The organism is Pedobacter sp. BG31, assembly GCF_042464845.1.
In the GTDB taxonomy this organism is placed as follows: domain Bacteria; phylum Bacteroidota; class Bacteroidia; order Sphingobacteriales; family Sphingobacteriaceae; genus Pedobacter; species Pedobacter suwonensis.
On record NZ_JBHNZK010000019.1, the window covers coordinates 50,181 to 69,640 of the forward strand.

Below are 19,460 nucleotides of genomic sequence, written 5' to 3' on the forward strand. Positions count from 1 at the left end.
CCTGCATTTAGTTTGTAATGCTAATATACATGATGTTTTAAACAATACTGGCCATATCCCGATAGCTTTTTTGAATATTTTGAATTTTTTATGGTTTTAAAAGGAGCTTTTGAGATAGCGAGAAACTAAAATATATCTTTTGTTCTAAATCTATTTGCCTATTTTTACCGCACAAAATAAATAAGCATGCCAAACAACGAAAATGATTATTCTTTCTGGACGAAGTACAAGAAATTTGCCACGACAGAGATTTTGATGTACCTGATCATGATCATCGGTATTGGACTCGGGATTATTTTTTTAAGCTAATGGCTAATTTTAGATAATCGGCAGCATTTACGTCGTTTATAAATTTCGAAAATTCAGCATACCGTTCAGCTGGGAATGTCCCATCGTTTAAAATAAATTTTCGGTAATAGGTTAACTTATTTCCTTCTACATTCGCTTTGCAGATGTACTCGCCAAATGCATTTTTAAAGGTTTTATTTTGCCCGGTTATTAATTCTGAATCTACATTATCAGGCAGCGTATAAACAATAGTGTCCTCATCGGTATAACCACGGTTGATATAAACAGGTAATGTCCTGTTTTTTACTTCGGGGACTGATCGTTTTACGTTAAAGGCATTAAGCTGTAAAAACATCTTATTCCCGTTTACAGGTGCATAATTTCGGATACTGACGGTTATATCTTCCACCAGTTTAGGCTTGATGTCCTTTTTTTGAACGAATGAAACCGTTTCAAAATCGATATTATCAATATTATAAGTCTCTTTTAATAATTTATGCTGTTCTGTTATCGGTTTATCGATCAGGCGTTCCTGGTTTTCATATTGTGAGCCAGTGTAAGCGGTATGCATTTTGCCGGCTATGCTTCCGTCTGCTTGTAGTGTTAACTCAGCCTTGCGTACCTGCAGGTTTTCATCTGTAGTCAGTTTTGGGGTACGCAATAGTTTTCCGCCATCTGCTGTGCAGGCCAATACCATTCTGTCATCAGTAAAATCACTTAAATAACCAAATGGAATTTTTTGGCTGGTGCATTCCAGCCAGGTGGTATCACCATCTAACGGCATGCAGAGAATAATATGATTGCCCTGATCCATACTGGCATATGATGGGTCCATGCTCTTCTTTTCAGAACCAGCTGATACCACACAGTAATAAGATGTTATATTTACAGCCTGGAGTAAACTTTGCATGTAATTGACCAGCGCTTTACAGTCGCCATAACCCAGTCGGTCTACCTCGCTTGCTGCAACGGGCTGAAAACCACCAATACCAATCTGGACGCTGATATACCTGGTTTTATCCTGTAAATACTGATAAATTTTACGCGCTTTATCTTTGTCTGTTTTTTCGTTTTTTACCAGGTCTTTGATCATCTCAATGGTAGATACGGGCAAAGCTTTACGGGCTACCAGTAAATCGTCATAAATCCATTTGCCCAGCTCTTTCCAATCGGTATAAATGCCTTTATGATTGTAATAATAAAACGCTTTTGGGGCAATCTGTATGTTGGTAAAATAGGTATCCCGTGCCGGACTGTAGGGTTCGGGTTTAACAGCTAAAATGTTATTCACTTTCCAAACAGATTTTCGCTGTTTTTCATCTGTTATAATTTCTGGTTTTCCGGTATAATTTTGCGTTTTTATTCTAACGTCGTCCGTTGGCTTGCAGATAAAGGTGTAAGTGCTTTTTTCTACCGAAACGTCATCTGCGGGTTTAGGTGTCCAATCAGGGATAATTAGATTTTGCTTATTTCTTATCTCATAATTATATACAAGCGTATAAGGATACTCAGTTACCGATGGCAGATAGTGTTTAACACGGCTATCAACAAAAAGCGAAAACCCATCTGCGGCGCTCATGTCAGCAAAATCATTTTGAGAGAATTTATGCGTCAGTTTGCCAACACTGTTGTAAACTTCTCCCTTGATGCCTTTTATCGAAATATTTTTATCGTAGAAGATTACTAAACGTGCCTGCGCTTCACCATTTTGGTTAAAAACCGTAATGGCCTTTTTCACATTTAGTAAAACGTTATCAGGCGAACGCATGTCGACAGTTGTTTCCTCATTACGGATACAGGCGTTGGCTCGGTTACGGAGATTTGATGGAATTAAATCAACATCGTAGTTATCTTGTGCAAAACTTGCAACAGAAACTAAAAATAAGGCAAGAATGGTAAATAGTAACCTCATTTTAATTTGTCTTTTTTAATAAACACTCTGTTTTTTGGTTTTGAATAATTTTGCTGTAAAATTCTTTTAGGAAAAGATATTCTTCGGGCTGATAAATAGCATTGTTGAACTGCAAAATCTGGTTCATTGAAATGGTATTATCATCCAGAGCGGTTTGCAACAAATACTTTCCGCCCGCATTAGGTAAAGCGATGGCCATATCTTTTGGTTTTTCCAGTAACACGTATTTTTCGGGTAAAAGCACGTTAATGGTAATGCGCTCATCAGACGCTGCACCTAAATCAACAGGGTAGGTACGCTCGTTCAAATTAAATGGATTTTTCGAGATGGTATGGATAAAAAAAGGGCTAAAATAAAACTGATCTTTATTTGTGCCATCGTTTATGGTGAGTTCTACCTCATATTTCTCTTCCAGAGAATTCTCAACACTATCCAGATTTGAAATTTGATGATCCAATATTTTTATTCTGGTTAATCGCTCATCAAGCTTCTCTACATATTCATCTGGAGAACTGTGTTGAAGGATTTCTTTCCGCTTTCCGTATGCCGCATAACCCGTTGTATAGGTGGTTAAAGTACCAATAATTTTTCCATCAACGGTCATCTTTCCGGTCATGATGTAACTGGTTGTCGATTTTTGACTCGCAATTAAATCGATCCAATAAGACGGTTTTTTTAAGTTGATTACACGTCCCTGGTCATTTATGCAGCGTAGCGGTAGTAAACCGAAAGGTAGTAGTGGTTCTGTAGCATCCAGTAAATAACTTTTATCGGCAATATTTACCTTGGCAATCAAATAGTTAAAATCACTCATTACAGGGTAAAGCTTGTTTACCGTTCCATTATCACGGGTTGATAGAATTACGGCTTCAGCATCCAAACCGGCAGCAGAAAGCGCTGCAATTAAGCTCAGGTTAACATCTGCTACATTTCCCGATCTGCTATCCAGTGCTTTTTTGATGTTATCTTCTGAGTACTTTCCGTAGTAATTATTCCACTTGATCTGCTTTTTGATATAATTATAAACGGACTTCGCTTTATCTAAATCTGATGAACTTCCTTTTGTGATTTCCGGGATAAGATCTTTAAAAACATCTTTTCTTTTCATCTGGCTGCCCAGTGTTTTATAAGATGACAGCTCAAAATCAATATCTTTCCAGGTTTTGGTATAGGATGTTTTACTGCCGTTTAAATTCTGAACATCAGAAAGTTCAAAATAAATCGCCGATTTGAAGTTACTGGGCGCGGTCATATTATCTTCTTCGATAAAAGCCGGAATATTCTTCATCGTGTAATTGATTTTAGAACAATCAATAGGTACGCCCGATAGCCTTAAACATTCTCTGCTGAGTTCAGCTTTTTGATCCGTCAGCTTCTGGAAACCACGTAACGATACGTTGTAATTATAAATGCCGGGAATATAAACCAGATATTCACTTATGACCTTCGGAATATTGCTCTGAAATTCCCATGTTCTGAAATTAAATAAGTTGGGCGATTTTAATTTATAACTGTATTCAATAACCGATCCTTCTTTAAGGTTTGGAAGTGTAAACTTGGTCAGTCTGGTATATTTAGACCTGTTCTCAACGAAAATGGCTTTTTTATCCATAATTGTTTCGGTATAATCATTACCGATATGATTAAAAGTAGATGCCTTTATTTCACTGATCGTTTCCTCGCGGGATTCATCTTTATAGGTCGGAATAACAATATTGGCCTCTTTAAAGCCGTCCTTGTTAAAGATTTTGATTTTAACATGGTGTTCAAAAACCAGTTCTAAACTTCCTGTAGCATCATCTTGCTGGATTGAGGCGGTGCCGAATTCTTTTAAAACGATGGCATTGGCATTACTGTCTAATTTCTTTTTGTCGAATTCGTAATCGTCGTAAGTAATAGAACCGAAGGTAAAGTTTTGTGCCTGAGTAGTTAGTGATAGAAAAAAAAGGGGTAACAGGGCGAAGATTTTATTCATTTGAGCGTGTGTAAATTGCCGCAAGTTAATGTTAGTAACGAATATTCTAAAATAATTTGACAATTAAATTTATAAATTAATAAAGGTGTTTTACAGAACTAATGAAACCTTTTTAGCACTTTTGAAAAAAAGAATTTTGACATTCCGATCCTAATCTAATGTCGCTAATCTCACATCTTAAGAAATGAAATTAAATTTAAAGCGCCCTTTAGCATTTTTTGATTTAGAAGCTACTGGAGTTAATGTTGGAGCTGACAGAATCGTTGAAATAGCGGTTTTAAAAGCCATGCCAGATGGTTCTGAAATTGTTAAAACCTGGCGCGTCAATCCAGAAATGCCCATTCCTTTGCAAACTTCATTAATACATGGTATTTATGATGAAGACGTTGCAGACAAACCTACCTTTAAAACCCTGGCAGCAGAAATTGCAGCATTTATTGGTGATAGTGACCTGGCCGGATACAATTCAAATAAATTTGATATCCCCATGCTTTTGGAGGAATTTTTAAGGGCGGAAATAGATTTCGACATGAGCAACCGCAAATTTGTTGATGTACAGAATATTTTCCACCAGATGGAGCAACGTACCTTAAAAGCAGCCTATAAATTTTATTGCCAGGAAGATTTAATTAATGCACATGCGGCTGAAGCTGATGTGATTGCCACCTACAAAGTTCTGCTCGGCCAGCTTGAAATGTACAAAGAAACTGAGTTTGAGAATAAACAAGGTGTAAAATGTATTCCGGTGGTAAACGACGTAGATGCACTACATATTTTTACCAATATTAATAAACCTGTAGATTTTGCCGGTCGTTTGGTTTACAATGATAAGGATGAGGTTTGTTTTAACTTTGGTAAACACAAGGGTAAAACCACTGCGCAGGTATTTTCAGTAGAACCTAGTTATTATGCCTGGATGAAAAATGGCGATTTCCCTTTATATACAAAGAAGAAATTAGACGAGGAGTGGGCAAAATTCAATGCAAAGAAAAATGAGAACAGGCCGGCGAAACCCCAGCATAATGCACCCGCAAATAAACCGCAATATCAACAGAAACCTCAACCAAAGCCCGAAAAACCTGCTCAACCAATTAATTCGGATATGCTGGAGCAGTTAAAAATGAAGTTCGGCAAGTAATAATTAGCTCGTGAATCGGTTAATTGTATAAAATGGTTAATTGAAGTTAAACGCTATGCGCACTGCGCTCAGCCCTAAGCTCAAAAGATGAAATCTATAAAAATATTTGGCCTTTTATTCTGTACTGCAATCTATGTCAGTGCGCAGACTACCTTACCGATAGCGCCCGTTTTTCAAAAGGCCTATCAGAAAGAAACCCGAAATGTAATTGGCAAACCTGGCAAAAATTACTGGCAAAATACCGCCAGATACGATTTAAATATAAATTTTAATCCAGCCAGCAGGTTGTTGAAAGGAAAGGTTCAGGTAACGTATACCAACAATAGTCCGGATACGCTGAAAGAGATCTGGTTTAAATTATATCCAAATTTATATAAAAAGGGAACGCCAAGAAAATCTAAACTGGCAGCCTCTGATCTTGGCGAGGGTGTAGCAATAGAAAAAATGGTAGCAAACGGAAAAACCGTTACTGATTTTACGATTGATGGAACAAATATGACCGTTAATGTTCCTGCTGTTATACCAGGCAAAACCGTTAGTTTCGCAATTGATTATAGTTATTTCCTAAATAAAGGATCACATGTTCGTACAGGTCAGGTAGATGATGGTTCGTATTTTATTGCCTATTTTTTCCCTCGTATTGCAGTTTACGATGATATTGATGGCTGGAATAAATTCCCGTATATCGGTGCTGAGGAATTTTATAACGACTTTGATCAGTTTAATGCTTCTATTACTGTTCCGGGAACTTATGGTGTATGGGCAACCGGCGATCTGAAAAATCCTTCAGAAGTTTTTCAGAAAGATATCGTTTCGAGGATGTTAACTGCAGAAAAAAATGATGCTGTAATTGATGTGATTACCGATAAGGATCTGGCAGATAAAAGAGTGACCAAACCCAACGCATTTAATACCTTTAAGTTTGAAGCTAAACATGTAACTGATTTTGTATTTGCTTTGAGCGACCATTACTTATGGAAATCGTGCAGTTTGGTGGTTGATCCTAAAACAAAAAGGAGAACACGGGTAGATGCGGTTTTTAACCCCAGACATAAGGATTATTATGAGGTGATAGATTTTGCGCGTAAGACGGTAGAGGCCATGAGTTATACTTTTCCTAAATGGCCTTTTCCCTACAACCATGAAACGATATTTGATGGTTTGGACCAGATGGAATATCCGATGATGGTAAATGACAATCCGGTAGATAACAGGGTTGATGCCATTACTTTAACTGATCATGAAATCTTCCATACCATGTTTCCCTTTTATATGGGCATAAACGAAACCAAGTATGGTTGGATGGATGAGGGCTGGGCAACTATTGGTGAATGGTTAATATCACCAATGATTGATTCTACCATTGTGGATGAATATGGCGTACAGCCTACCGCTTCATCTTCTGGTGGTAAAGATGATACACCAATTATGACTTTAACACCCGACCTAAAAGGATCGGGATCTTTCACCAATTCGTATCCAAAGCCGGGTTTAGCTTATTTATATATCAAAGATTATCTGGGTGATGAACTGTTTACCAAAGCTTTGCACACTTACATTCAAAACTGGAACGGCAAACACCCAATGCCCTACGATTTCTTTAACAGCATAAATACAGGCAGTGGGAAAAATTTAAACTGGTTTTGGAAGGCCTGGTTTTTTGAAGATGGTGTAACCGATATGGCCATTAAAGCGGTAGATAAAACTTCAGCCGGATATACTGTAACTGTCGAAAATAAAAGTGTTAAACCATTGCCTGTCGATTTAGCGCTGACCTTTGAAGATGGTACTACCGAAAAAAATCACAGCACGATTGGCGTATGGGAAAAAGGCGACCGACTGGTAAAAATTGAAGTGAAGACTAACAAAAAATTATCGAAAGTAGTGATGGGAAATCCACACACACCAGATAAGGTTAAAAGTGACAATAGTTTTTCGGTACATTAGTTTGATGGAGTGAATTATATTTAATAAGTTTTTTAATGCACATATTTGAAACCTTTAAGCCAGAAAATAAGCTGATAAGAAAATATGTAAGCTATTATTATCTACACGTTTCCGATGAGCAAAGTGAGAAAAACGAGTATATTTGCTATCCTCATTATAACAATACCATTTCGCTTTATAAGAGTCATCGTTTTAAATACGAACAAGACCATTCTATTGTACAGTTTGATGTGGAGTCAAAACCAGTTCAGATTTATACCCCAATCAGAGAACGTCCATTGAAGGTTACACAAACCGGTGCTGTTTTTAAAATTGCAATTGTTTTTAACCCCTTTGGAATCAATCAATTCTCAGGCGCTTCATCGCTATTGCCATTTAATGCAAATTTTTCTTTTTTTGAAGAGCAAGAAATAATGCTCTTATTTCAAACGACTGAAATTCAGAAGCTTGTGGATTTGTTTGACTCAATGCTTATAAAAAGGTATGTCAAAGTGGAGAACATCTACATTGAAGCAGCATTAGACTTATTTCGTGATAACGTTACTGATATTTCAATCGATTCTTTAGCGGAGCATAAACTGGGCATCAGTAGAAAGCATTTAAACAGGTTATTTCATAAATATCTTGACATCAGTCCCCAGAAATACAGATCTATTGTGCGTTTTAGAGAACTAATGGCGAACAAGTTAAGTAGTAACAGTGATCAGAACTTTTCGGCTCTTTCTCATCAGGCAAATTATACCGATCAATCTCATTTTGTTAAAGTTTGCAAATTACTTACGGGTGCTTCTCCGGCTAAGTTTTTTAATGATGGAAAGGTTATAGGTAAAGAAGATACTTTCTGGAAGTTTAGCCAATAACCAAATGTCCCAATTTTACAATTACGGCATCCGATCCTCTCTTAAATTTGAGCATTGATTCAAAAGTTATGAAGAAAAATGTGATGTTGCTTTTATTTTTAATTATTGTTTTAAAAATAAATGCGCAAACCTTTAAGGAGCTAACCGATAGCGCATTATATCTGAGGTCAAATGCAAAGGATACTGTCGATTCCAGAAAATCTCTAAACTTATATAAAAAGGCATTTACATTATTTCCAAAAGAGTTAGATGTGCAATCACTCTACAAAGCATCTGTTCTTGCTTCAGAACTTAAAGATAATAATGATGCATTTAAATATCTAAATCATCTTCTGGCATTGAATAGCGATGAAAGAACTACTTGGGATTATTTAACTTTTAAGCATCCTCAAAATGAATATAAAAATCTTTTCAACGATAGCAGATGGCGTATTGTGTCGGCTAAAGCTCAAAAGATGAAGTCGGTTTTTTTTAAAAAGTTGCACGATCGGCAGATTGAGTTCCAGGCAGGCCATTTAAAACAGAATACATATATTAAAGCTAAGGACGGGCAACAAGCCTACCAACATATTAAATCATTCGATAGATATCAACCAAAAAAGTACACTGGTTATTCCATTAAATTTAAAGTGACAGATAGTTTAACTACCTCATATTATATTAGTTTACCATCACACTACAATCCTAAAAAAAGGTATCCTTTATTGTTTTTTCTTCATGGTGCGGTAAGCAGTAATGGCTTGTCTAATTTTCAAAAGGCATCCTGGATTATGGGGGGCTGGAACAGATACTATACTAAATATGCTGCAGTAGATGAGGTGATAATGGTTTATCCAAAAGGATCAAAGAAGTATAATTGGATGTATCCTGATAATGGCTTTTTTATGGTGCCCGCAATATTAAGGGAAATTAAAAAATCTGTTAATGTGGATGATGATAAAGTTTTTATCACGGGCCATTCAAACGGAGCGACAGGTTCTTTTTCTTATCTGATGAAGCAACAAAGTCCTTTTGCCGGCTTTTACGGATTTAATACACAACCAAAAGTGAGAACAGGAGGTACATTTGTACAAAATATTTTAAACAGATCGTTTTTTAACGTTTCTACGGATGAAGATTACTATTTTCCACCAGATGCAAATGACTCTTTAAATGTAATAATGAAAAAAATAGGTGCGGATTATCAGGATCACCGATTCAACGGATGGCCGCATTGGTTCCCCCAGTTTGATGAATCTGAACCTGCTTACCAGTTGTTATTTAGGGATTTAAAAAACAGAACCAGAAAACCATTTCAAAAATCCATCTATTGGGAATGTGATGATGTCAAATATGGTAAAACAGACTGGATCGAAATTACGGCATTGGATACAGTTAGTAAACAGGCCGACTGGCACGAAAAAATAAATTTCGACGTGTATAAATTGGTTGAATATGATCAATTGAAAGATACAGTAATCACAACAGATACTTTATTCAAAGCATTTAACTTCCCGAGAAAGTCAGGTGCAGTTAGGGCTACCTTTAGCAATAATGAATTTCATATAGAAACATCACGCGTTAAATCGTTGACTATTTTTCTATCACCCGAAATGATTGATGTAAGTAAAAAGGTTTCCGTTTTTATAAATGGAATTAAACGAGCAGAAAAAATGGCTATTTATGATAGAAATTTTATGTTAGATAATTTTTATAAAACTTACGATCGCAAGGCAGTATGGATTGATCGGATAGAAATTTTAATATTAAACTAATTTTCTGGTAAGAAAATCGATATGTTTTTTACTCCGGTAGATTTTTGTGTATAAAAACTTGTCAATTAATCAGTTATGTGTAATATAAGCCGGGAATCACTGTCATTACTGACCAGATGGAGATTTTCAATAATCGACTGAGATGTAACCAATCGATCAAAAGGATCCAGTCAGAAGATTAAATATAAAAAAGATTTACAACTATTTACTCCTCAAAAAATCGATATTTCTTTTCAAACCTGTAAACTTGGTACGTTTAACTGGCGAGCCTTTAAAAACCTTTTTAAAAACATCCTCCGTAATTTCCATCAGGTCTTTGGTATTCAAATCCAGTAATCCATTCTCTGGCTTAAAGGCATCTTCATTGTGCGCTTTAGAAAAACGGTTCCATGGGCAAACATCCTGGCAAATATCACAGCCAAACATCCAGTTGCTCATCTTATCTTTAAACTCATTTGGGATTTCGTTTTTAAGCTCAATGGTGAGATAAGAAATGCATTTAGATCCATCTACCACCTGTGGAGCAATAATGGCATCAGTAGGGCAGGCATCTAAACAGCGTGTACAGCTCCCACAATAATCAGCCTGGTAAGGATGATCATAACCCAATTCGAGGTCGACTATCAATTCTGCCAAAAAGAAAAAAGAACCATCTGTTTTACTTATGAGGTTAGAATTTTTACCGATCCAGCCAATGCCCGATTTTTTTGCCCAGGCACGGTCTAAAACCGGAGCAGAATCTACAAATGCCCTTCCTGAAACTTCTCCGATATTTTCTTCAATAAAATGGGTGAGTTCCTTTAATTTTTCTTTGATAACCGTGTGGTAATCCTGACCGTAAGCATATTTAGAAATTTTTGGTGCGTTCGGATCAGACTGTTTTTCTTCCGTATAATAGTTTAATGATAAGGAAATTACAGACTTAGCGCCATCAACCAGCAATCTGGGGTCAAGGCGTTTATCGAAATAATTTTCCATGTATTTCATTTCGCCGTGGTGGTTCTGATTAAGCCATTTTTCCAATCTCGGCGCTTCCTCTTCAAGAAATTCGGCTTTGGCAATACCACAAGATAGAAAGCCCAAACGGAGGGCTTCTTCTTTAATCAGCTGGCTATATTTTGCTTCATTGTTATACACCGATTTGCAAAGATAAGGCTTAGGATTTAAAACATTTTCAATAATCGCTTGTTCTACATGCAGAAACTAAATTAATTAATTATGGTTCATCCTTGGCAGGCAAAAACCAAAAAAGGAGAGCTTTCAGGAAATTAACTATGGAAAATATAGATCCACAACATACGGAATCAGGAGCAGCTCCCAAACCGATAGAAAAAGATTACGAAAATCACAAAGAAGATCCAGGACCAGCACAACCCGCGGTTACCGAAAGAGACGAAAATGGTGCCGGCCAGGCATTAAAATGGGTGATACCAATAGCGGTAATTATTGGCCTGATCATATGGTTTGTGATGAGAAAATAATTAGCTTTAGATTAAAAACAAAAATGCCGGTACATTAATTTGACCGGCATTTTTTATAATAGTTGTTATTGCATAATATTTACTTCAAAAGTTTTACCTGATAAAGGTCTTTTCGTCTGTCTTTCAGCACTTTAACCGTGCCATAATGGTGCAGTTCATCTAGTAAATGCAAGTCAACGTCTACCACGAGCACCATTTCTGTATTTTGTGTGGCTTCTGCTTTGATGGCGTTGGTTGGAAAAGCGAAATCAGACGGGGTGAAAACTGCAGATTGGGCAAACTGGATATCCATATTGTTTACTTTGGGTAAATTGCCCACGCAACCCGCAATCGCCACGTAACACTCATTTTCTATTGCCCTGGCCTGCGCGCAATGTCTAACACGCGTATAACCATTTTGAGTATCAGTTAAAAATGGCACAAATAAAATCTGCATGCCCTGTTCGGCATAAATGCGGCTTAGTTCTGGAAATTCTACATCATAACAGATCAAAATACCCACTTTACCGCAATCGGTATCAAAAACCTGCACTTTATCGCCACCAATCATGCCGTAATACTTTTGCTCATTCGGGGTAATATGAATTTTTCTGTATTCATCTATTTTACCTGTACGATGGCAGAGGTAAGTGGCATTATATAGTTTGCCATCTTCAATAAGCGGCATACTGCCCGTAATAATATTGGTATTATAGCTCAATGAATATTCATGCATTTTCTGTACAATCTCTTCCGTTTTTTCGGCAAGCTTGCGCATGGCCTCAATTTCAGGTAAATGATTGTAGGGTTGGAGCAGGGGGGTGTTAAATAGCTCTGGGAACATCACGAAATCCGATTTGTACCCGCTCAAAGCATCCACGAAAAACTCTACCTGTTCGTAAAACGCTTCCATATTAGGAAATAAACGCATTTCCCATTGTACCAAACCTAAACGAATGGTCATAGCCGAACGGGCTGAAGCATCAACACCCTGATAATAAATATTATTCCACTCAATCAGTGTGGCATATTCTTTCGATTCTTTGTCTCCGGGCAAATAGTTCTTTAATACTTTTCTAACGTGAAAATCATTGGAAATCTGAAAGGTAAGTGTTGGATCATAAATTTCTTTTGACTTAACCTTGTCTATGTATTGCCTCGGACTTAACTTTTCTGCATATTGATGGTAACCAGGGATCCGCCCGCCGGCAATAATACTTTTAAGATTAAGGCTTTCGCAGAGTTCTTTTCTTGCCTCATATAATCTTCTTCCTAAACGCAATCCCCGGTATTCCGGGTGCACAAAGATTTCGATGCCATAAAGTGTATCGCCATTTGGATCGTGTGTGGTAAAAGAATAATCACCGGTAATCAGTTTATAGGTATGCCGGTCTCCATATTCATCATAATTTACAATAATGGCCAATGAACAGGCTACAACTTTATCATCAACAGCAATACAAAGCTGCCCTTCAGGGAAAATATTTAAAAGTTTTGCGATGCTTGATTTTGGCCAGATGGAGCCGCCCATACTGTCGTAAGCCTGTACCATTGATTCTTTAAGGTCGGCATAGTCTTCGAGCGTTATTTTGCGTAATTCAATATTCATACAGTTTGATTTGTATTAATGAACACAGAAAAGGCTTAAATGTTCAGATTGATTTTGTTTTCTCAAATTCCGGCGGAAAGAATTCCTGAAAAATTCTACATCAAGCCTTTTTAACGAAAAACTAAATAATGACTATATTTGGCACATATTAACCATCGCTAATGCGGTGTCAGCTGTGAAACTTTGGTTATAACTTATCATATTAAGAAGCTTTAGATGCCTTTACAAGAAACAAGCCCCCAAACTGCTTTCGAACTCGTTTCTGGATTAGAAATCCACGTTCAGTTGAATACAAACACCAAAATATTTTCTGCTGACAGTGCATCTTTCGGGGCTTCACCTAATCAAAACATATCTGCAGTTTCGCTGGCATTACCAGGGGCCTTACCCAAGTTAAACAAAGAGGTCGTGGCAAAAGCGATCCGTATTGGCTTAGCTTTAAATTGTACCATCAACCAGATCAACCATTTCGACAGAAAAAACTATTTCTATGCCGATTTGCCAAAGGGATACCAGATTACTCAAGATAATCAACCGATCTGCGTAAATGGCTTTTTAGAACTTGAATTGAGTGATGGTACCAGGAAAAAAGTAGGGATCAATCGAATCCACCTCGAAGAAGACGCCGGCAAAAGCATTCATGATCAGGATGACAACTATTCTTTGGTTGATCTGAACCGGGCAGGGGTACCGCTGATCGAGATTGTGACTGAACCCGATATCCGGAGTTCAGAAGAAGCTTCCGTTTTGTTGAGTGAAATCAGAAAACTGGTCAGGCATTTAGATGTAAGCGACGGCAATATGGAGGAAGGTAGTTTGCGTTGCGATGCCAATATTTCGATACGCCCAAAAGGTACCAGTGAATTTGGAACACGCTGTGAGGTTAAGAACTTAAACTCCATGCGCAACGTGCGGAGAGCAATGGATTTTGAATTTGGCCGCCAGGTAGAAGTGATCAGTAACGGAGGAATAATTATCCAGAGCACTTTAAATTTTGATGCCGACAAAGGAACCACCGCCCCGATGCGGACCAAAGAAGAAGCCAATGATTACCGTTATTTTTCAGATCCCGATCTCCAGCCCATTTATGTTTCTGATGATTGGCTGGCCGAAATTAAATCTTTGATGCCGCCGTTACCCAATGAAATTTCACAACAGATGGTTGCCGATTTTGGGATCAGTAAAGCCGATTCTGCACTTTTTGCTGAAGATTTAGATCTGTTAGATTACTTTAACCAAGCTCAATCAACCGTTGAAAACAAAAAAAGTTTAATAAACTGGTTAACCGGCCCAATCAGAGCGGTTTTAAATGAAAAAGGGATTACGATAGCTGATTTCAGGGTGAATCCGGCTCAGCTGGCAGAAGCGATCAACCTGGTAGATGATAAAAAAATCACCCAGCAGATTGCGATACAACAATTATTGCCAGCTGTTGAATTAGCTGATGATGCAAAAGTGATTGATCTGGCACAATCACTAAACCTGTTGATTTCTGAAAACGGAGATGAATTGAATACATTTATTGATGAAGTGTTAAATAAATATCCACAACAGGTGGAAGCGTACAAGAAAGGAAAAAAAGGCGTTTTAGGTTTATTCGTGGGCGATGTGATGAAACTGGCCAAAGGAAAAGCTGATGCTAAAAAATTAAATGAATTAATACTTGAAAAACTGAAATAATGAGAATAAAACAATTGAGCCTGCTCATGCTGATCGCGATTGCTTTCATGGCATGCAAATCTAAAGATAGCTTTACAATTGACGGGAAGTTCCAGAATCCGGGCACAGAGAAGAAGGTATTTTTGTACGGTATGCAAAATAGCAATATGGTTGCAATCGATTCAACCAATCTATCAGAGAAAGGTGAATTTAAATTCATTCGCAAAACGCCATCGGTTGATTTCTTCAGGGTATCTGTAGGTAACCATGAGTTCATGTTAATTGCAAAAAACGGCGATGAAATTAAGTTGGAAGCTGATTTGGCTGATAAAAATATGGCTTATAAAATTTCAGGGGCAAATGAGGTAGAAAAATTGTCGGAACTAAATGCCATTAGAAACAATTTTGCCAAACAGGTTGAAAAGTTGCAGGCAGATTTCGAAGCAAAAGTAGCAACACAACCTCAAAATAGGGCAGCCGTGTTAGAATCGATGAAACCACAATACGAATCTTACATTAATCAATTGAATACACAGATCATAAAGTTTGCAAAAGATAATAAGGGTACGCTAGCCAGTTTTTATGCCATGAATACTTTGAGTCCGCAGGAGTTTGAAGCTGAATTGGTGCAATTTGCCGATGAGGTAAAAGATGAGATTAAAGGTAATGCTACGGTAGATGCTTTTGTAAAACAGATGGCACTTTTAAAATCCGTTCAGGTAGGGCAGGTTGCCCCTGCATTTACCATCAATACAGCAGATAATAAGGCGGTAAGCTTATCAGATTACAAAGGGAAATACGTATTGATCGATTTTTGGGCATCATGGTGCCAGCCTTGCCGCCAGGAGAACCCAAATGTTGTTAAGGTTTACAATAAGTATAAAAATAAGAACTTTGATATCATTGGTATCTCACTTGATACCGACAAAGCTGCATGGTTAGGTGCGGTAAAAGCAGACGGATTAACCTGGACACACGTTTCGGAACTAAAGGATTTTAACGGCGAAACGGTAAAAAAATACCAGGTGCAGGCCATACCAACTTCCTACCTGGTTGATCCTGCAGGAAAAATAGTGGCCAAAAACCTGCGTGGAGAGGAACTGGATGCATTTTTAGCCAAAACGTTACGTTAAAACTAATTCCATGTTAAACTAATTTAAGTAATTAACAATTTCTTAACTTAGGCTTAACTAAATATTGCATCATGGATACTACTTTCGTAACAAATATTTAACTATGAACAACGCAGGTCAGAAAATATTAATTGTTGATGATGAACCAGATATTCTGGAGCTTATTGAATATAATCTTAAAAAAGAAGGTTATCAGGTTTTCACAGCTACCAATGGCCAGGAAGGAATTACTGTTGCGAAGAAAGTACATCCGGATTTGATTATTCTGGATATCATGATGCCTAAAATGGATGGCATTGAGGCTTGCCGTTTAATGCGCGCCATACCTGAATTTAAAAACACATTTATGGTTTTCTTAACCGCCAGAAGTGAGGAATATTCAGAAATTGCCGGTTTTAATGTGGGTGCCGATGATTACATCGCAAAACCGATTAAACCACGTGCTTTAGTTAGCCGGATCAACGCGATTTTAAGAAGAAATGCCGGCACAGAAGAAGTATCTGAAAACAAACTGGAAATTGGCGACTTAGTAATCGACCGCGAGGCTTATCTGGTTTTTCAGGGTGGTAACAAAGTGATATTGGCCAAAAAAGAGTTTGAACTTTTATACTTGTTGGCTTCAAAACCTGGTAAGGTGTATACCCGTGAATCGATTCTAAAAAATATATGGGAAGACTCTGTTGTGGTAACCAACAGGACAATTGATGTGCATATCCGTAAGTTGAGGGAAAAGTTAGGTGAAACTTATGTTTCAACTGTAAAAGGTGTAGGTTATAAGTTTGAACTTTCTTAAATTATTAAAGTTAACGATATTAAGCCGTTCTGATCAACATTCAGGGCGGCTTTTTTATCTACTTGAACGCTTCAATCAGATCCTGAAACAAGTTTAGGATGAAGGTAAAAAAATCGTCATGTTGAATTCATTTCAGCAACTTTGTTCATAAAGACCCTGAAATAAGTTCAGGGTGACGAGCGCCTTAAAAAAATAAATCGTATTTTTGCGCTTCATTAAATTACTGCACAGTTTGAAGTTTCCAAATTTTAAAGACCTTATTCTTTTTGAAGACAACGATTTTATCGTGATCAATAAACCTCCTTTTTTAGCCTCGCTTGATGAACGCGGTGGATCTGGAGAGACCAATGTGTTGCGTTTAGCCAAACAATATAGCGATGACGCACAGGTTTGTCACCGTTTGGATAAAGAAACTTCTGGTGCGTTGATTATTGCCAAAAATCCGGAAGGTTACCGCCATGTTTCTATGCAATTCGAAAGAAGAAAGGTAAATAAAACTTACCATGCGGTGGTAGACGGACACGTTATTTTCGATCAGTTAATGGTTGATCTGCCAATCCTGAACGATGGCAATAAAAATGTGACCATTGATAGGGTGGAAGGTAAACGAGCTGAAACTATTTTCAACTCGTTAAAATACTATAAACACTATACGTTGGTAGAATGTAAACCCATTACCGGTCGTATGCACCAGATCCGTATCCACCTGGCCACTCAAAGGGCAGCCATTGTAGGTGATGAGATGTATAGAGGTAAACCTGTTTTTCTTTCATCTATTAAGAGAGGTTATAAATTAACCAAAGGTGAAGAGGAACAACCCATTATGAAACGTTTCGCGTTACATGCCAGGCATTTGGTTTTTAAAGGATTAGATAACCAGGACATTGTTATAGATGCTCCTTATCCAAAAGATTTTGCAACCTTAGTTAAGTTATTGGATAAATTTGATGCGTAAAAGCAGTCTTTAAATTGACTGCTGTCTTTGTTTTTCTTACTTTTGGGCATCCTCCCTCTATCTAAAAAACAATAGAATGTACATCAGATTCGTAAATTACCTTGATAAGATAAACCAGTACCGGAAATCTAAAATATCAAACCGTAATTTCTTAGTTATTCTCGCCATAATTGTTGGAATTTTAGCCGGATTGGCTGCCGCTGTTTTAAAAAGTTTAACCCACCATATCGAAGAATTTCTGCAATCGGATTGGCACTGGAAATATAAATATTACCTGTATTTTATATTTCCGATGATCGGTATTTTCTTTACAGTCTTATACATCAAATACTTTATCCGGAAATCGAAATTTGAAACCGGGTTAACGCCTTTGCTTTATTCCATTTCCAAAAAGTCGAGTAAGGTAGAGGCCCATAATATTTATTCGCAGATTATTACTGCAGCAGTAACGGTTGGTTTTGGCGGCTCAACAGGCCTGGAAGCCCCTATTGTAACCAGCGGATCAGCAATTGGCTCTAATATTGGTCGCATATTAGGCTTGTCTTATCGCGAAATTACCATGCTGGTAGCCTGTGGTGCTGCAGCGGGCATTGCAGGTGCCTTTAATAGCCCGGTGGCGGGCATTGTTTTTGCTATCGAAATTTTATTGCCAGAGTTTACAATTCCTGCATTTATACCACTGCTATTATCAGCCGCAACTGCAGCCGTAGTGGCGAGGTTATTTTACACTCAACAACTTTTCTTTTTGGTTACTGTAGGATGGAAGGTTGATGCCTTGTTTTATTACGTCATATTGGCCTGCTTTATTGGTTTGTTTTCTATTTATTTTACAAAAGCAAACTATGCCGTAAAGGGCCTGTTCTACAAAATCAAACATCCTTATACGAAGGTAATTGTAGGCGGTTTAATGTTGGGCGCGCTGGTTTTTCTGTTCCCAACATTATATGGTGAGGGATATATCACCATAAAAGGATTGTTAAAAGGTGACTATCAGACCGTTATTAATAATAGTATTTTTGCCGATTATAGTTCGATTTCGGCTGTGGTTGTACTGTTCACGATCGTAACCATTTTCATGAAATCAATCGCTACGCTGGTTACCTTAGGCGCTGGTGGTAACGGTGGTACGTTTGCGCCTAGCTTAATTATGGGTGGTTTAATCGGTTTTATATTTGCTTACGTGGTTAACCTTTCAGGGATAGCACAGTTAAATGTATCTAACTTTATTGTAGCTGGTATGGCCGCCGCCCTGGGTTCTATTATGCATGCTCCTTTGACAGGTATTTTTCTGATTGCAGAAATTACAGGAGGATACGTGTTGATGGTGCCATTGATGATTACCACTGCTATTTCTTATGCCATCAACCGTAGCTCGCAAAAACACTCCATTTACACCAAAGCACTGGCTGATAAAGGAGAGTTACTGTCTCATGAAGATAAGGATACCACTGTTCTGAACCAGATGAAGCTAAAATACCTGATTGAGAAAAGTTATCCTCAGTTGCAGATGAACGATCTGATTTTGGTGAAGATGAACGAAATTATGCAATCGCACAAAAATGTGATTGCTGTTACGGATGAGGTGGGAGATTTTAAAGGGATCATTTATATTGAAGAACTGTTTAACGAAATGGTTAATCATCCCGAAAAGGAAAATCTGAAAGCATCTCATCTGGTGCAAACTGCACCAAATACCATTACCGAAAATGACGGTCTGAAAACTGTTTTGGAAAAAATGGAGCAGGAAAATGTGTGGATTTTGCCCGTGTTAACCATAAAGAACCAATATTTAGGGTTTGTTTCTAAAACAGCAATCTTTAATAAATACAGGGCTTTGCTGATGAGACAGAATGATTATATGGGCTAGGCGTTGTTTTAATGTTTGGGGGGGTGAAACGTTGTAAAGTTGATCAGTTCTATAAAGATGATTACCTTGGTTAATCTTTAAATTACTTTTGAAACCTTGGACCTGAAAAC

15 protein-coding genes are annotated in these 19,460 nt (G+C 37.5%); 11 read left to right on the plus strand and 4 right to left on the minus strand.

Annotated elements, in window-relative coordinates; all coding sequences use genetic code 11:
- The first annotated feature begins 186 nt into the window (after positions 1 to 186).
- Positions 187 to 309: a hypothetical protein gene (locus tag ACFE6N_RS19580; protein ID WP_262987391.1), complete on the plus strand. Its 123-nt coding sequence runs from the start codon at positions 187 to 189 to the stop codon at positions 307 to 309.
- On the opposite strand, the gene ACFE6N_RS19585 is transcribed toward ACFE6N_RS19580, so the two are convergent.
- Positions 293 to 2,200, minus strand: a complete 1,908-nt coding sequence (locus tag ACFE6N_RS19585; RefSeq protein ID WP_378939259.1) for a DUF3857 domain-containing protein — start codon at positions 2,198 to 2,200, stop codon at positions 293 to 295. The genes ACFE6N_RS19580 and ACFE6N_RS19585 overlap by 17 nt on opposite strands.
- A 1-nt stretch (position 2,201) precedes the next feature.
- A complete protein-coding gene (locus tag ACFE6N_RS19590) occupies positions 2,202 to 4,175 on the minus strand; it encodes a transglutaminase domain-containing protein (RefSeq protein ID WP_378939261.1) in 1,974 nt (657 codons plus the stop codon).
- Positions 4,176 to 4,359: 184 nt separating this feature from the next.
- Here ACFE6N_RS19590 and ACFE6N_RS19595 point away from each other — a divergent pair, with 184 nt between their 5' ends.
- From ACFE6N_RS19595 to ACFE6N_RS19610, 4 genes are all read left to right on the plus strand, one after another.
- A complete protein-coding gene (locus ACFE6N_RS19595) occupies positions 4,360 to 5,313 on the plus strand; it encodes an exonuclease domain-containing protein (protein WP_090987285.1) in 954 nt (317 codons plus the stop codon).
- 87 nt (positions 5,314 to 5,400) lie between these two features.
- Positions 5,401 to 7,260, plus strand: a complete 1,860-nt coding sequence (locus ACFE6N_RS19600) for a M1 family metallopeptidase (protein ID WP_378939263.1) — start codon at positions 5,401 to 5,403, stop codon at positions 7,258 to 7,260.
- Between the two features lie 35 nt (positions 7,261 to 7,295).
- The gene (locus ACFE6N_RS19605; protein WP_378939266.1) at positions 7,296 to 8,120 is read left to right on the plus strand and encodes a helix-turn-helix domain-containing protein; all 825 of its coding nucleotides are present in this window, start codon (positions 7,296 to 7,298) and stop codon (positions 8,118 to 8,120) included.
- 68 nt (positions 8,121 to 8,188) lie between these two features.
- Positions 8,189 to 9,874: an alpha/beta hydrolase-fold protein gene (locus ACFE6N_RS19610; protein ID WP_378939268.1), complete on the plus strand. Its 1,686-nt coding sequence runs from the start codon at positions 8,189 to 8,191 to the stop codon at positions 9,872 to 9,874.
- Between the two features lie 201 nt (positions 9,875 to 10,075).
- On the opposite strand, the gene queG is transcribed toward ACFE6N_RS19610, so the two are convergent.
- Entirely contained in the window at positions 10,076 to 11,011 is a 936-nt protein-coding gene (queG, locus tag ACFE6N_RS19615; protein ID WP_378939270.1) for a tRNA epoxyqueuosine(34) reductase QueG, read from the minus strand.
- Between the two features lie 137 nt (positions 11,012 to 11,148).
- Between queG and ACFE6N_RS19620 the strand changes: the two genes are divergently transcribed.
- Positions 11,149 to 11,355 (plus strand): hypothetical protein, encoded by a 207-nt coding sequence (locus tag ACFE6N_RS19620; RefSeq protein WP_090987441.1) that lies wholly within the window; start codon positions 11,149 to 11,151, stop codon positions 11,353 to 11,355.
- Positions 11,356 to 11,434: 79 nt separating this feature from the next.
- On the opposite strand, the gene ACFE6N_RS19625 is transcribed toward ACFE6N_RS19620, so the two are convergent.
- A complete protein-coding gene (locus tag ACFE6N_RS19625) occupies positions 11,435 to 12,943 on the minus strand; it encodes a bifunctional GNAT family N-acetyltransferase/carbon-nitrogen hydrolase family protein (RefSeq protein WP_090987279.1) in 1,509 nt (502 codons plus the stop codon).
- 216 nt (positions 12,944 to 13,159) lie between these two features.
- On the opposite strand from ACFE6N_RS19625, the gene gatB reads away from it, so the two are divergent.
- The 5 genes from gatB (at position 13,160) to ACFE6N_RS19650 (ending at position 19,350) form a co-directional block, all read left to right on the plus strand.
- The gene (gene gatB, locus ACFE6N_RS19630; RefSeq protein ID WP_378939273.1) at positions 13,160 to 14,623 is read left to right on the plus strand and encodes an Asp-tRNA(Asn)/Glu-tRNA(Gln) amidotransferase subunit GatB; all 1,464 of its coding nucleotides are present in this window, start codon (positions 13,160 to 13,162) and stop codon (positions 14,621 to 14,623) included.
- Entirely contained in the window at positions 14,623 to 15,735 is a 1,113-nt protein-coding gene (locus tag ACFE6N_RS19635) for a TlpA disulfide reductase family protein (protein ID WP_145861497.1), read from the plus strand. The genes gatB and ACFE6N_RS19635 overlap by 1 nt, the downstream gene beginning before the upstream one ends.
- Positions 15,736 to 15,838: 103 nt before the next feature.
- Positions 15,839 to 16,528 carry a response regulator transcription factor gene (locus ACFE6N_RS19640; protein ID WP_090987272.1) on the plus strand — a complete coding sequence of 230 codons (690 nt, stop codon included), beginning with the start codon at positions 15,839 to 15,841 and terminating at the stop codon, positions 16,526 to 16,528.
- A 232-nt stretch (positions 16,529 to 16,760) separates the two neighbouring features.
- Positions 16,761 to 17,483: an RluA family pseudouridine synthase gene (locus ACFE6N_RS19645; protein WP_378939276.1), complete on the plus strand. Its 723-nt coding sequence runs from the start codon at positions 16,761 to 16,763 to the stop codon at positions 17,481 to 17,483.
- A 76-nt stretch (positions 17,484 to 17,559) separates the two neighbouring features.
- A complete protein-coding gene (locus ACFE6N_RS19650; RefSeq protein ID WP_378939278.1) occupies positions 17,560 to 19,350 on the plus strand; it encodes a chloride channel protein in 1,791 nt (596 codons plus the stop codon).
- Positions 19,351 to 19,460: the final 110 nt, after the last annotated feature.